The organism is Winogradskyella bathintestinalis, from assembly GCF_030407435.1.
Classification (GTDB): domain Bacteria; phylum Bacteroidota; class Bacteroidia; order Flavobacteriales; family Flavobacteriaceae; genus Winogradskyella; species Winogradskyella bathintestinalis.
The window spans coordinates 55,344-68,378 of sequence record NZ_JASDDK010000004.1 but is presented as its reverse complement, the minus strand read 5'-3'; the positions used below and the strand labels follow the sequence as shown (position 1 = coordinate 68,378).

The following is a 13,035-nucleotide window of genomic DNA, read 5'->3' as shown; positions in this document are numbered from 1 at the left end:
TTTTATTTGTCAATTATTTATATAAGTATTTTGTTAATCAAATAACCATAGTATTTATTTTTCATAAGTGCCAAATAACTCTTCTAATTTTTGAGTTCTATAGTTAAAAATTTCCTCTAATTTAGGTTGAACAATAATAGGGTGGAAGAGTTGCCCTAAAACACCTAGAGGTAATTTGTAATCTATAATATCTTCCATTTCAATACCACCTTCAATCTTTTTTATAAAATGTTTATGATGCCATAATGCATAAGGTCCAAAACGTTGTTCATCTACAAAATATTCATGGTCTTTAACATGCGTGATTTCAGTCACCCATTTTGTTTTAATGCCTAAGATTGGTGTTACTATATATTGAATTATTTGTCCAGGATACATAGGTCTATCGCCACCAGAAAGGATATTAAAACCCATATAATCTGGAGTAATCACTTTTAGATTCGCAGGGCTGGATAAAAATTCCCAAGCTTGATCTACTGAAATTGGTAATTTCTGTTTTTTATGTAATGTATAGATTTTCATATCAATTATATATTATAGAATACAATAGGAACTAATAGTTGGGCGAAGATAAATAAGGTGAAAATACCAGTCCTAATACTGTTAATTTACTGTATTGAAATTAGTTGTTAAAAACGATATAAGCGTTTAACGATGTCGCTATACAAAGCCAAATTATATAAGGCAATAATAGGTATTTTAAATTTTGGATATAATCACTTCTGAACGTTATAAAAAGATAAATTATCACCAAGGTTAGTAATGTGATGTTAACTAATCCCCAGACTGTTAAATGCTGATTAAAAAACACGTAGTTCCAGCTGACGTTTAAAAGGACTGAAAACGAATATATTAGCATGACGAATTTTGATTTTCGAATTGAAAATAAATAAGTCAAATAAATTGAAAAACAAAACATGATAAGGGTCCAGGTCGCTCCAAAAACCCAGCCGGGCGGTGTCCAAGGTGCTTTGTTTAAATTAGAATACCATTCCCCGGTAACTACATCACCCATTAACCAACTTCCAAGTGCGAGTCCGCTAAAATTAATGATAAGAAAAAGTATAAAAAGGTGTATTTTTTTCAATGTACACTTATTTTAATTTATCAATTTTATTAGCAATTAATTGAGCTTCAGCATATTTTTTATCGCTTTCAGCTCTGTTCGTTGTCGATAGCTTATGCCAATCCGCCATCAACTTATCATACTGCTTTTGAAGTTTTTCGACCTCAGATAATTTTTTAAATAGTCCGAACATAGCGATTTAATTTAAATATTTTAATAGTCTAGAACTCATAGGGCTTGTAATAGGATAGTAGTAATTTAGAAATTGACCATTTTCATCTATTAAATATTTCTGAAAATTCCATTTTACAGTAGAATTCTGTTTGCCATTATTAGATTTTTTAGTCAACCAAGCATATAAAGGATGTTGATTTTCTCCTTTAACTTCAATTTTTTCCGTCATTACGAATGAAATACTAAAATTCACTTCACAGAACTCTTGTATTTCTTTGTGATTTCCAGGTTCTTGTTTTCCAAATTGATTGCATGGCACCCCAATTACTACAAGTGAGTGTTTATAGGTATCTTGTAATTTTTGTAAATCTCTATACTGAGGTGTGAAGCCACATTTAGAAGCTACGTTAACGAAGAGCATTTTTTTACCTTTGTATTGATGTAAATCTAAAACCTCTCCTTGAAGGCTTTTAATCTTTATATCGTACAAAGATTGCTTAGCAGTTGCTGTCATGATGATTTCGTATTAAATATTTAATAGTATTTACAATTTGAAACTAACAATACCGCAGTCCATTTCAAATATTTGTCCTGACATAGAAGCCGCTTTTTCTGATAATAAAAAGCCTGCCATATCTGCAACCTCTTCTGGTTGAAGATATTTTTTTAAGGGATGGCGTTCATTCATATTGTCAATCATCCGTTCATTACGCAATAATTTAGATGCCAACTCGGTATCTGTAACCGTTGGTGCAATCGCATTGATGCGAATGTTTGGTGCTAATTCTGCACCCAAAGATTTTGTTAGACCTTCAATGGCTGATTTTGAAGCCGCTACACTAGCATGAAAAGGCATGCCTAACTTTGCAGCAACTGTACTAAATAATACAATTGATGGTCTGCTACCTTTTTTTAAAGCTGGTAAATAGGTTTGTATCGCCTTAACAGCACCAATAACGTTAATTTCAAAATCATTTTTGAAATCGGCAACACTAAGTCTATTTATCGGTTTAAGATTAATACTTCCAGGGCAATACACTAAACCGTCGGCGTGGTCTATTTCTGGTAATGGATCAGTTAGTATATCACAATCATAATGTTTTAAATTAGGATGTGACTCTACTGGCGATGTCCGGCTGATGTTTACAATCTCATCATAAGAAGAAAGCAAAGATGAAATAATTGCTTTACCAATACCTTTGCTTCCTCCGATAATAATTAATCTCTTCATCGCGAGACTTAAGACGTTGCTGTTAATGGTCTACCTTTTAAGCGCTTTTCAATCTTCTGTTTAATCACGGTCAAACGCTTCATTAGATCCATAAGTTTTGAGTCTTTCTTTTCTTTATATAATTCGTTGACTTCTAATATTAAATCTTTAGCCTCTCTTGCTGCTAAGATTCTATCACTTGTTGTTTTAAATGAAAACTTTCTGTTTTCAAATTCTAAAGCTTTTTCTACTGTACTCATAGCTTACTTGTTTAAATAGTTTTGTAATTCTACGATTTTCGAAGCGGTATTAAACTCGCCTCCATAAAATGTTGTTATTGTTGTGGATGTATCGTCTTGTACACCTCTAGATGAAACACATAAATGCTTAGCATCTATAATAACTGCCACGTCTTCTGTTTCTAAAACCGTTTTAAGTTCATTTGCAATTTGATTTGTTAAACGCTCCTGAACTTGAGGACGTTTCGCAAAATATTGAACAATTCTATTTAATTTAGAAAGTCCAATTACTTTTCCAGATGACTTGTAGGCAATATGTGCTTTTCCAATTATGGGAACAAAATGATGCTCACAATTAGAGTAAAAGGTAATATTTTTTTCTACCAACATCTGATTATATTGGTATTTATTTTCAAATAGCGCCATTTTAGGCTTGTTTTTTGGGTCTAAACCTGAAAATATTTCTTCAATATACATTTTTGCCACACGGTCTGGTGTGCCTTGAAGTGAATCATCATTTAAATCTAAACCCATAACATCCATTATTTCTGAAAATAAAATAGATATACGTTTTTTCTTTTCTTCGTTAGACATGTCAAAAGCATTAGCTTTCATTGGTGTGTCTAAACTTGTAAATAAATGGTCGTCACCTATAGTTTCGTTGTCAAAACCATTAAGCTTTCCATTTGTTTTGGAAGTCGTTTCTGTATTCATCTGTTTTTTAAAATTTTAATCAAAGGTCAGATGGAATTCATCAAGTCTACATTATAATTATTAACTGAACTTGACTCATTTCATAGAATCTTTTTAATGTGCTGTCTTTAAGTACTCCAAACTTAAATCAAAGCACGTGTTAACGTTTTGATATAGAGTTATTTGTTATTGTTCTTTGTCTCGAGCATTTAAACCTGCCTTTGTCAAACGTTCTTTTTTTACTGTGTTTAGTAGCTCTGCCTTGCACTCGCGCTCTCCATAATCTGAAGCTACTTGGTTTTAATTCGCGCCGCATCAAATTAATAACGTCTTGTTCTTTTAATTTGAATTGAAACGTAATAGCCTCAAACGGTGTTCTGTCTTCCCATGCCATTTCAATAATTCGGTCAATGTCTTTTAATTTTAAACTCATAGTCCATAAGGCATTGCATGGTGTAAATCGTACTCTACTTTTTGATTCATTAATTTGTCAAAAAACTTCTTATTTTCTTTAAAAGTTTTGTTGGCCCTAAAGTGTAAAAATTTCCCTTGTGCGTGTATACTAGACCCATTTATTTTATATATAACTAAATGGTAGTAAGGTATAATCCACGTAAAAGTTTGTAAACCTTTATTAATTCTAATTAAAATACCTTTTGGTCTTAGTTCAATATTTCCGTAATTAATATCTGAGACCAAATTCATCATCGATTGCATATTTGGGCTAACTTCATCAATTATCATACGTTTAGAACCTACACCATTCATTTTCAATTTCTGTACCAAACTAAACGGTCTGCCAACTAAATCGGCAATGATTTGCTTGTGTTCAGAATTACGGTGTGTGGTATTTAGTATCATATATCTTCAAATATATAAAATGTTTAACTCTTTTATGTAAAGATTAAACAAAAATTAACAGATTATTATGACTATTAAATTTGTAGTGCAATTGAGTAAAAATCAATCACTTCTCAACATACGCTTTCTATCTTGTAAGGTATGTCGTTTTAAGATTCTAAAACTTTCACTAATAACCTCTGCGTCGTTTTTCATATTCCAAAGAATTTCACTGGCACGCTTCCGGTTTTTCTTTATATCTACTATAGGCATTGGGTAATCTTCACCAGGGCTAAAGTTGTAAAAGGCTTGTTCCATCTCAGTCATTAAGTAAGGTTCATGGATAAAAGGGGTGTCTAAGTATGCCAATTCTGGAACCCATTTTTTTATAAATTCAGCATCAGGATCGTATTTTAAACCGTTAAGTGTGGGGTTGTAAATTCTAAGATTATTAATGCCTGTTTCGCCGGCTTGCATCTGTAATTGAGGAAAATGGATACCAGGTTCGAAATCTAAAAATTGTTGCGATAAATGCGTGGTTGCAGACTGCCAAGGTTGCCACAATATATGTGTGAAAAAGGATGCCAACATGGCACGCATTCTAAAATTTACGTAACCTGTTTCAATTAAACAACGCATACTAGCATCTACTAACGGAAATCCGGTTTGGCCTTCTTTCCATGCGTTTTGATAACTTTCAGACAATGTTTTCTTTAATTTATGATACCCTTTGTTGACACTTGCATTTTCCATGGTGTGTTCCATTTCAAACTTTTGAATAAAATGGGCTTGCCATCGTAATCTTGAAATAAATGCACCAATATGTCGTTTATCTTGAGCTGTAGATTTTAATTGTTCTGCTTTCTGATATACTTGTCGAATAGATAAGTTTCCCCAAGCGATGTATGGCGAAATTCTGCTGCAACTTGTTCTTGAAGCTTCCGGTTTTGAAATATTAACCATGTAATCTTCATGTCTGCTTTCAAAAAATGAATTGGCATATTTCCAACCCATGGTTGTGCCTCCTTTTTGAAACTTTGTAGCTTCTGGTGTTGTTAAATCTGTTATAGAAAGTATGTTTTCTAAAGTTTCAATTTCTAAATGATGTAATAATCGATTGTCGCTAGGTTGAAAAACTTCCAAAGGATTATTCATGTAGGTTTCCCAATTGTCAAACCAATTGTCTCTATTAACCAAACCACGCTCAACACCATTGTTTTTAGATTCTTCCCAGTTCATTAAATTGTTTCGACAATAACGTGTAAATTCTTGGTCTCTATTATAGGTGACTAGCAATCCGGTTTCAACATGAGAAAAAACGGTATCAATTTTATAAAACTCTTGCAGTTGATTAAACGCACTCGTAATATCGCTAGTTACCGTTAATACTTTAGTATGATGTGTAGCGAGATTTTCATTTAAATCTCTTAATGACTCTTTAATAAAATTAAAATGACGTTCGTTATAATGCACATCATTCAATAACAAATGTTCAAAAACATATAAAATAAGAACACGTTTGCCTAATTTTAAAGCATTCGATAGTGCTTCATTATCCTGAAGTCTTAAATCGCGCTTCAACCAAACGACGTTTATATGTTCTTTTACTTTCATCTTAAAGTTGCTTTAAAAATTGTTCTGCGTTGTTAAAATGCTTTTCTAAAGTTTCTTTTTTCATTCTATCTAAATTGCCTAATAACATGCCTAGCCTTGGATTACCAGCAAAGAAATCGCGATGCTTATCCATAAACGTCCAGAATAAACCATCCCAAGTGTCTTGCCAATCGCCTTTAGAATAGTTGCTCATTTTCATGATGTAGTTACTGCTACTGATGTATGGTTTTGTAGACATTAAACCACCATCTGCAAACAAACTCATGCCATATACATTGGGTACCATAACCCAATCATATGCGTCTATAAATAGTTCCATAAACCATTGGTAAACGTCGTCTGGATGAAATTCGCAAAGCACCATAAAATTACCGAGTAGCATTAAGCGTTCAATATGATGTGCGTAGCCTGTTTTTAAAACTTTTTTAATAACATCATCAATGGGTTTAATTCCTGTGCTGCCATCATAGAACGAGGCTGGTATTTTCTTGTTGAAGTTCCAAAAGTTTTTTGTCCGTTCTTCAGTGCCTTTCACTTCATAAACACCTCTTATAAATTCGCGCCAACCTAATATTTGGCGTACAAAACCTTCTAGAGAATTTAACGGAACATCATAAGATTTGGCGTAATCGATAGCCTTTTCTATAACGTCCATAGGATTAAGCAAACCAATATTGATAAGAGGCGAGAGGATGCTATGATTTAGAAAGTGCTCTTCCTTGACGATGGCATCTTCATAAGGTCCAAACTCATGAAAGCGATGTTCAAAAAACTGATGCAGCCAATCTTCTGAAGCTTTAAAATCTATAGGATAAATGACAAAATCATTGAGTTCGCCATAATACTCGCTAAAATTAGCGTTGACATACGCTTCAGCTTCTTTGTGATACTCTGTTTTATCTGGAAAATGAATGGATGGTGGTGTTTTGTCTTTTGGATATTTCTTTCGGTTATCAGAATCATAGGTGAGTTTACCACCTTCTGGCTCACTATTAACCATTAAAATATTGCGTTGTTTACGTTGTTGTTTGTAAAAAGACGTTTGAAAGAATTTCTTTTTAGTGGGTTTAAAAAATGAGCTTAACTCTTCCTTAGTATTTATAAATAATGGATTTTCATACCATTCAATTTCTATAGCTTTTGAAGCCGAATTAATATGTTTCTGAAGCCAATTATCTGTTGGGTCAATGATATGAAGTTTTTCAACGCCATCTTCAATAAGCTTTGGTATGAGTTGTCTAACGTCAGATTGCTTTGTGCTCGCTTCAATATAGTTTACGGTTTTGCCTTGGGTTTCGAGATAGTCTGCATAAGCTTTCATGGAAGCTCTGTGAAACGCAATTTTTTGTTTGTGAAATTTGTACTGTTTAAAGAATAAGAATTCTTCAATCAAATAGATATTAGCATCCACTTTAAGAATTGGTGCATCCTTAAATAATTGATGTGGAAATATGAGTATGGCTTCTTTCAATTTAGTACTATTTGCTTTAAAATTATTTTTTTTACACCCCTGAAGTCCCCTCAAGGGGACATTTGTTCCAGAGTTTATTTAGAGGATTGTCCCCTTGAGGGGACTTTAGGGGTGTTCTCAAAACAAACTTGGTTGCAACCAAAGACTTCTAAATCTTTTATTCCCGTCATAACGTTCCGCTTGCAATTCAACATTAAATTTTCTATCTCTTGGGTCGTTGCCAACACCAGCAACGTACATCCAATTGCCATAGTTGCTGTGGACATCATAATCTATGAGTAAAGACTCAAAATAAGCAGCACCAATACGCCAATCTAATTCTAATGCTTTGGCAAAATAAGAGGCAACGTTTTGTCGTCCTCTATTACTCATCCAACCGGTTTCTTTAAGTTCAATCATATTAGCGTTCACAAATTCTGATGCTGTTTCTCCATTCATCCAGTTTTGAATATGCGTTTGATTTGAAGACCAATCGTAATCCTTTTTGAGTATGCCGTCTAATTTGAAGATTTGATTGCCATGTTTTAAGGACACATATTTAAAATAATCGCGCCAAATGAGTTCAAAAATGAGCCAATACGTCGATTGATTTTTGAAGTATTCCTTTTCAAATTTTTTCACTTGCCAATAAATGGTTCTGGCAGAAATACAACCATTTGCTAGCCAAGACGAAAATTTAGAACTGTAATCAACACCAACTAATCCGTTTCTCGTTTTTTTATAAAATCCTAATTTTTTAGTGTTGAAGAAATAATCCTCGAGGCGTTTATTAGCTTCGGTTTCGCCACCTTTAAAAGGAAAAGCCGAATGTGGATTGGTTTCAAAATGGTCAAAGTCTAAATCGTTAAGGGTTGGAATGTTAGTGTTGTTGGCAATACGATTGCTTTCAGGGTATATTTTTGGTTGTAATTCTGGACGAATTTCAACGTGTTTTTCAAGTTGTTTTCTAAAGTTGGTAAAGACTTGTGGTGTTTGTTCAATTTCAAAATTAAGGTCTTCCGGATGGAATAAAAACTGATTGTAAACTTTATGCCAGTTAATAGAGTCTAAGTTTGATTTAACGGCATTTTCAGTGTGTAATTCTTCTGACGTCCATTCTTTCTGAAGAAAAATAAAATTCACGTTATAGGTTTTGCAAAGCTCTGGAATTACTTCTTCTGGCTGTTGATGAAAAACCAATAAATCGATGTTTAATTTGTTGAGTTGCGCTCTTAAATCTTCGATAGATTCAATTAAAAATTTTGCTCTAAATTTCTCGGTTTTTTTAAACCCGGATTTGTTAATTGCAAAGTGATTGGGATTAAAAAAATACACAGCAATGAGTGGATTTCCGTTTTTTTGAGCTTCACATAAAACAGCATTATCAACGGTTCTTAAATCGTTTCTAAACCATATTAAATTGCTATTGTTTTGTGTTTTTTGCATTTGTTACTACAATATTTTAAGTGTTCCCAATCGCGTTCCCATTTTTTGCGCCATGTAAAAGGACGTTGACACACAGGACATGTTTTTGTTGGAAGATTTTCCTTTTTTACACCTTTCATTTTTTTACCAAAGCGTTAATCATGCCATTAAAAACAAAAGCATGAAACGGCAAAACGGCATACCAGTACAAGCGTCCCCAAATACCCTTTGGTCTAAATACAGCACGTTGCTGCAATTGGTCGTCTACAATTTTAAACTCTAACCAAGCTTCGCCAGGTAAACGCATTTCTGCGAAGAGTAAGAGTCGTTTTTCTTCTTTACTAGCATATAAAACGCGCCAAAAATCTAGTGCGTCGCCAGCTTCTAAATAGGTGTCGCTTGTTCGGCCACGTCTTAAACCAACACCTCCAAAAAGCTTATCCATGTAACCTCTAAGTTTCCACAAGCCATTGAAGCTGTACCAACCGTTTCTGCCACCAATAGCCCATATCTTATTTAGAGTAAATTCTTCGTCAGTCACTTTTCGTTGCTTTACGTCTTGAAAACATCCAAACGTTGGTAACTCAATATGTTTAGATAATTGGTCTTTAAATCGTCCGCTACTCACAGCATCTTTCCAACTGGATATTACAGCATTTTGTTCAATTTTCTGAAATGCTAAATCCACCGCAGTTTTATAATCTACAGGTTCAATACCAATTATGGTGTTGATGTCGCTTGGTTTTCCAATGACTTCAACTTTCATGCTATCGACCAATGCAGCTGCTAACTTAAACGACGTAGAGGTTACAAAATATAACCAATACGATGATAGTTTTGGTGTCAGCACAGGCAGTGTAACGATATAGCGTTTTAGACCTCTAACTTCAGCAAATTGAAGTAACATTTCTTTGTAAGTGAGTACTTCTGGTCCATAAATGTCATAAGCATTATTGTAGAGTTCGGTTTTTCCTAATCCGCCAGCTAAAAAGTTGAGCACATCACGCACGGCTAAAGGTTGTGTTTTAGTATTTAGCCATCTTGGTGTTATCATAAAAGGTAATTTTTCTACGATATCTCTTATGATTTCAAAAGAAGCGCTTCCGCTACCAACTATGATGCCTGCTCTAAATGTTGTGAGTGCATAAGTTTCAGATTTTAGAGTGTTTTCAACCTGTAATCTCGATTTTAAATGTTTAGACAAGGAAGCGTCATTTACAATGCCGCTTAAAAAAAGCACTTGTTTACAGTTGGTTGGTTCAACAAGTTTTTTGAAATTTTGAGCACATTGCTGTTCTAAATCTTCAAAATCATCAGAGCTTGTAGACATGGAATGAATTAAATAATACGCGGCATCTATGTCTTTTGGAATTTCAGCATCTTCAGGTTTTAAGAAATCTACTTTTATGAATGAACATAAAGGATGGTCTTCAATTTCATCTGGAATTCTATTTAAATCACGTACACAACATACAAGTTCATGGTCATCTTCAAGCAATTGAAGTGCTAGTCTTTTGGCTATATAGCCTGTTGTACCTGTGATTAATACGCGCATTATTTTAGAGATTTTGTGAATTCTGGTTTAGGTCTTTGGTACTCTAAACGTGTTTTCAATTCTGGAATAGCATAACCATCCAAACCGTTTATAGTTGCTACGTTTCCTTTAGAAAGGTTAACAAAACCATCATCATTTAACAAGGTATTTGTAATATATAGTTTTTCGATTTTACCAATAACTAAAATGGTGTCGTTTGCCGGAATTGGATGTTCTTCTACAAATTGCATAGCCATCTGTAGAGGCGCGCTTTTTACAAATGGTGCCCAAAATTCATCTTTATACGTTTCTTTTAATCGCGTCGCATCAAATTCCGATATGTTCGAATCGTATTTAGCCGAAGTATGATGTGCATCTTCTATAATTTCAGAATGAATGTGATTTATAGTGTATTTTCCTGTCGTTTTTAAGTTAGAGTAGGTGTTTCGCGCTACAGTTGTTGGTCTTAAAAAGAAGCCTAACAACGCAGGATTAGAACCTAAATGCGTCACAGAACTAAACACAGCTACATTACTAATGCCATCGTCGCTTTTTGTACCAATGAGATTCGCCGATTTATACCCAGAACAACTATTAATGAGATTAATTCGGTATAAATGGTCCATTTTTTCAAAGTCGTCACTGGTAAATTCTATCATCTATAGATTTTTGAAATTATTGATTTTAACGTTTTTAGATTTTAAATCGAACATTAAATTATACAAACCAAAGAAGGTTCTGTTGATGTAAATAAAGTGTTTAGAACCTCTATTACCATTCATGTTTCTAAGTTCAGTGCTTTTTGAATACCGTTGTCCCATTTCTGAAATTTGATTGAAAAAATCAGGATTTGAAAAATCGAATTCTTCAACATGAAATGGTTTTGTAAACAAGCTTAACAACTCATGAAACATTGCGCTAAAGAATTTTAGTTCTTCGGCTGAATCATCTGGTCTTAAAATTTCTAATTCGTACAGTTTTTCGGTAAACAACTTAGGATTGTCTATGCATTCCTTTTCGGCTAATTCAAAATACGGAATGTAAAAGTCTTCCGGAATGGTTTTCATACAGCCAAAATCGAGTGCAATTAAATCACCTTCTTTTGAAATTAAGAAGTTACCAGGATGTGGATCTGCGTGTACTTTCCTTAAATTATGAATTTGAAACATATAGAAATCCCAAAGGGCTTGACCTAACTGATTGGCTAAGACTTCATCTGTGTTGTGCATTACAAATTCCGAAAGGTGTTCGCCTTTCATATAATCCATTGTAATGATGCGTTCAGATGATAAATCTGAATAATATTTAGGAAATTTTAAGTTAGGAATATGTTGGCAAGCATCTACAACGGCTTTACTTTGTTCTATTTCTAAAATGTAATTGGTTTCTTCAGTAAGTTTATTTTCAACCTCTTTAAAATATTTATCAGAATCCTTTCCTTTAATGTTAAACATCTTAATAGCAATTGGTTTAACCAAAGCTAAGTCTGATGCAATACTCTCCGCAACTCCAGGATATTGGATTTTCACAGCAAATTTTTTCCCATTCTTCTCTGCAATATGGACTTGACCAATACTGGCAGCATTAACTGAAGTTGCGTTGAAAGTATCAAATAAATCTTCGGGATGTTTCCCAAAATATTTTTTAAACGTTTTTATAACTAAAGGTGGCGATAATGGGGGCACCGAAAATTGAGACAACGAAAATTTTTCTACATAAGCTTGTGGCAATATGCTTTTCTCCATGCTCAACATTTGTGCGACTTTTAAAGCACTTCCTTTTAGTGTTTTTAAGCTATCGTAAATATCTTCTGCGTTGTTCTGGTTAAGACGTTCTTTAGCTTCTGCTTCAGACTTCACCATTTTATCGCCATAATATTTTAAGTAATTAACACCCACTTTTGCACCAGTAGAAACTAATTTACTAGCTCTAGATATTTTTGAAATCGGTATGCTGTCTATAGTTTTCATAGGTCCATTTTAAATTTTTCCTTGTAAATAAATTTTCCGAAATCAAACAGGCTCTTAAATGGAGTCGTGTCAATTAAATCAAAACTAGTTTGCACTGATTTTTCAATAAATATATCTGTTTTTTCAAATGATGGAGACGTGTCGTCCATCCAAAACTTTAAGGTCATTAACAATTGAAACCAAGCAGATTCTGTAAGGCTTTTATTTTTAATCTTTTCAAGTTTTTCCTGCTTGAGATCAATGGTCTTAATGTCTAGTTCTGAGACGTAGGAAGTGAAGCTTTTTCTTAAAACGGATAATGTTTTTAAGGACTTAAGTTGATTTTTATCAGACTTAAGCGCATGAATTACATAACTTCTATTTGCCGTTAATATTTCGAAAAACGTAAAATAGAAACTTAATAACTTGTTTCGTGAATCAAAAGAATGATAATCTTCACTTTTATGAAGCACGTTTATAGTATTATCAAAAAATACTTTAAATATGGATTGTTCTAATAATTCAAAAGAATTAAAAAATTCATAGAATTTCTGTTCTTCAAAATTGTTATCTTTTGCAAAAGCATATACCGATTTTGGTTTTTTATCATGGGTTAACACGTAATCCATGTAGAATTTAATCAGATCTATTTGTTTGATTACTTTTTTCTTAGCCATCTTTTATTATTTTACTATAAAGGTACGTAATGTTTAACTAATAAATTTAAAAGTTAAACAAAATTAACAGTAATTTATTGCTTGTACTGATTTAAATTCTAGAAAAAGTTGTCATTTTCTATAAAAGAATTAAGTCGAGAAGAGCCTAGCGATAGTTTTCTTTT

Annotated in this window: 17 protein-coding genes; all 17 read right to left on the bottom strand. The window is 33.2% G+C overall.

Annotated features, from left to right (window positions below; all coding sequences use genetic code 11):
* Nucleotides 1–54: 54 nt before the first annotated feature.
* The 17 genes from QMA06_RS11630 to QMA06_RS11550 all read right to left on the bottom strand — a co-directional run bounded on the left by QMA06_RS11630 (nt 55) and on the right by QMA06_RS11550 (nt 12,871).
* Nucleotides 55–522: an SRPBCC family protein gene (locus QMA06_RS11630; protein ID WP_290207032.1), complete on the bottom strand. Its 468-nt coding sequence runs from the start codon at nt 520–522 to the stop codon at nt 55–57.
* A 100-nt stretch (nt 523–622) separates the two neighbouring features.
* On the bottom strand, nt 623–1,087 hold the full coding sequence (locus tag QMA06_RS11625; RefSeq protein WP_290207031.1) for a TspO/MBR family protein: 465 nt from the start codon (nt 1,085–1,087) through the stop codon (nt 623–625).
* A 7-nt stretch (nt 1,088–1,094) separates the two neighbouring features.
* On the bottom strand, nt 1,095–1,259 hold the full coding sequence (locus QMA06_RS11620; protein WP_290207030.1) for a Lacal_2735 family protein: 165 nt from the start codon (nt 1,257–1,259) through the stop codon (nt 1,095–1,097).
* A 6-nt stretch (nt 1,260–1,265) separates the two neighbouring features.
* A complete protein-coding gene (locus QMA06_RS11615; protein ID WP_290207029.1) occupies nt 1,266–1,754 on the bottom strand; it encodes a glutathione peroxidase in 489 nt (162 codons plus the stop codon).
* Nucleotides 1,755–1,784: 30 nt separating this feature from the next.
* The gene (locus QMA06_RS11610; RefSeq protein WP_290207027.1) at nt 1,785–2,471 is read right to left on the bottom strand and encodes an SDR family NAD(P)-dependent oxidoreductase; all 687 of its coding nucleotides are present in this window, start codon (nt 2,469–2,471) and stop codon (nt 1,785–1,787) included.
* Between the two features lie 8 nt (nt 2,472–2,479).
* Nucleotides 2,480–2,710 (bottom strand): hypothetical protein, encoded by a 231-nt coding sequence (locus QMA06_RS11605; RefSeq protein WP_290207026.1) that lies wholly within the window; start codon nt 2,708–2,710, stop codon nt 2,480–2,482.
* A 3-nt stretch (nt 2,711–2,713) separates the two neighbouring features.
* Nucleotides 2,714–3,403: a GTP cyclohydrolase I FolE gene (folE, locus tag QMA06_RS11600; protein ID WP_290207025.1), complete on the bottom strand. Its 690-nt coding sequence runs from the start codon at nt 3,401–3,403 to the stop codon at nt 2,714–2,716.
* Between the two features lie 139 nt (nt 3,404–3,542).
* Nucleotides 3,543–3,815, bottom strand: coding sequence for a TIGR03643 family protein (locus QMA06_RS11595; RefSeq protein ID WP_290207024.1), 273 nt, complete (start codon nt 3,813–3,815; stop codon nt 3,543–3,545).
* Nucleotides 3,812–4,243 carry a hypothetical protein gene (locus tag QMA06_RS11590; RefSeq protein WP_290207023.1) on the bottom strand — a complete coding sequence of 144 codons (432 nt, stop codon included), beginning with the start codon at nt 4,241–4,243 and terminating at the stop codon, nt 3,812–3,814. Before QMA06_RS11590 ends, QMA06_RS11595 begins: the two co-directional genes overlap by 4 nt.
* A gap of 102 nt (nt 4,244–4,345) precedes the next feature.
* Nucleotides 4,346–5,836 carry a cryptochrome/deoxyribodipyrimidine photo-lyase family protein gene (locus QMA06_RS11585; protein ID WP_290207022.1) on the bottom strand — a complete coding sequence of 497 codons (1,491 nt, stop codon included), beginning with the start codon at nt 5,834–5,836 and terminating at the stop codon, nt 4,346–4,348.
* A gap of 1 nt (nt 5,837) precedes the next feature.
* Nucleotides 5,838–7,307 carry a cryptochrome/photolyase family protein gene (locus QMA06_RS11580; RefSeq protein ID WP_290207021.1) on the bottom strand — a complete coding sequence of 490 codons (1,470 nt, stop codon included), beginning with the start codon at nt 7,305–7,307 and terminating at the stop codon, nt 5,838–5,840.
* A gap of 117 nt (nt 7,308–7,424) precedes the next feature.
* On the bottom strand, nt 7,425–8,732 hold the full coding sequence (locus QMA06_RS11575; RefSeq protein WP_290207020.1) for a DASH family cryptochrome: 1,308 nt from the start codon (nt 8,730–8,732) through the stop codon (nt 7,425–7,427).
* The gene (locus tag QMA06_RS11570) at nt 8,702–8,851 is read right to left on the bottom strand and encodes a DUF2256 domain-containing protein (protein ID WP_290207019.1); all 150 of its coding nucleotides are present in this window, start codon (nt 8,849–8,851) and stop codon (nt 8,702–8,704) included. Before QMA06_RS11570 ends, QMA06_RS11575 begins: the two co-directional genes overlap by 31 nt.
* The gene (locus QMA06_RS11565) at nt 8,848–10,266 is read right to left on the bottom strand and encodes an SDR family oxidoreductase (RefSeq protein ID WP_290207018.1); all 1,419 of its coding nucleotides are present in this window, start codon (nt 10,264–10,266) and stop codon (nt 8,848–8,850) included. The genes QMA06_RS11570 and QMA06_RS11565 overlap by 4 nt, the downstream gene beginning before the upstream one ends.
* On the bottom strand, nt 10,266–10,904 hold the full coding sequence (locus QMA06_RS11560) for a flavin reductase family protein (RefSeq protein WP_290207017.1): 639 nt from the start codon (nt 10,902–10,904) through the stop codon (nt 10,266–10,268). The genes QMA06_RS11565 and QMA06_RS11560 overlap by 1 nt, the downstream gene beginning before the upstream one ends.
* Nucleotides 10,905–12,215 carry an ABC1 kinase family protein gene (locus tag QMA06_RS11555; RefSeq protein ID WP_290207016.1) on the bottom strand — a complete coding sequence of 437 codons (1,311 nt, stop codon included), beginning with the start codon at nt 12,213–12,215 and terminating at the stop codon, nt 10,905–10,907.
* On the bottom strand, nt 12,212–12,871 hold the full coding sequence (locus tag QMA06_RS11550) for a TetR family transcriptional regulator C-terminal domain-containing protein (protein WP_290207015.1): 660 nt from the start codon (nt 12,869–12,871) through the stop codon (nt 12,212–12,214). The genes QMA06_RS11555 and QMA06_RS11550 overlap by 4 nt, the downstream gene beginning before the upstream one ends.
* Nucleotides 12,872–13,035 lie beyond the last annotated feature (164 nt).

What these genes read in the sequence shown, in the direction of transcription:
- QMA06_RS11630 (WP_290207032.1), bottom strand. Translation starts at nt 522, where the DNA reads ATGAAAATCTATACATTACATAAAAAACAGAAATTACCAATTTCAGTA.
- QMA06_RS11620 (WP_290207030.1), bottom strand. Translation starts at nt 1,259, where the DNA reads ATGTTCGGACTATTTAAAAAATTATCTGAGGTCGAAAAACTTCAAAAG.
- QMA06_RS11615 (WP_290207029.1), bottom strand. Translation starts at nt 1,754, where the DNA reads ATGACAGCAACTGCTAAGCAATCTTTGTACGATATAAAGATTAAAAGC.
- QMA06_RS11610 (WP_290207027.1), bottom strand. Translation starts at nt 2,471, where the DNA reads ATGAAGAGATTAATTATTATCGGAGGAAGCAAAGGTATTGGTAAAGCA.
- QMA06_RS11605 (WP_290207026.1), bottom strand. Translation starts at nt 2,710, where the DNA reads ATGAGTACAGTAGAAAAAGCTTTAGAATTTGAAAACAGAAAGTTTTCA.
- folE (WP_290207025.1), bottom strand. Translation starts at nt 3,403, where the DNA reads ATGAATACAGAAACGACTTCCAAAACAAATGGAAAGCTTAATGGTTTT.
- QMA06_RS11595 (WP_290207024.1), bottom strand. Translation starts at nt 3,815, where the DNA reads ATGAGTTTAAAATTAAAAGACATTGACCGAATTATTGAAATGGCATGG.
- QMA06_RS11590 (WP_290207023.1), bottom strand. Translation starts at nt 4,243, where the DNA reads ATGATACTAAATACCACACACCGTAATTCTGAACACAAGCAAATCATT.
- QMA06_RS11585 (WP_290207022.1), bottom strand. Translation starts at nt 5,836, where the DNA reads ATGAAAGTAAAAGAACATATAAACGTCGTTTGGTTGAAGCGCGATTTA.
- QMA06_RS11575 (WP_290207020.1), bottom strand. Translation starts at nt 8,732, where the DNA reads ATGCAAAAAACACAAAACAATAGCAATTTAATATGGTTTAGAAACGAT.
- QMA06_RS11570 (WP_290207019.1), bottom strand. Translation starts at nt 8,851, where the DNA reads ATGAAAGGTGTAAAAAAGGAAAATCTTCCAACAAAAACATGTCCTGTG.
- QMA06_RS11565 (WP_290207018.1), bottom strand. Translation starts at nt 10,266, where the DNA reads ATGCGCGTATTAATCACAGGTACAACAGGCTATATAGCCAAAAGACTA.
- QMA06_RS11560 (WP_290207017.1), bottom strand. Translation starts at nt 10,904, where the DNA reads ATGATAGAATTTACCAGTGACGACTTTGAAAAAATGGACCATTTATAC.
- QMA06_RS11555 (WP_290207016.1), bottom strand. Translation starts at nt 12,215, where the DNA reads ATGAAAACTATAGACAGCATACCGATTTCAAAAATATCTAGAGCTAGT.
- QMA06_RS11550 (WP_290207015.1), bottom strand. Translation starts at nt 12,871, where the DNA reads ATGGCTAAGAAAAAAGTAATCAAACAAATAGATCTGATTAAATTCTAC.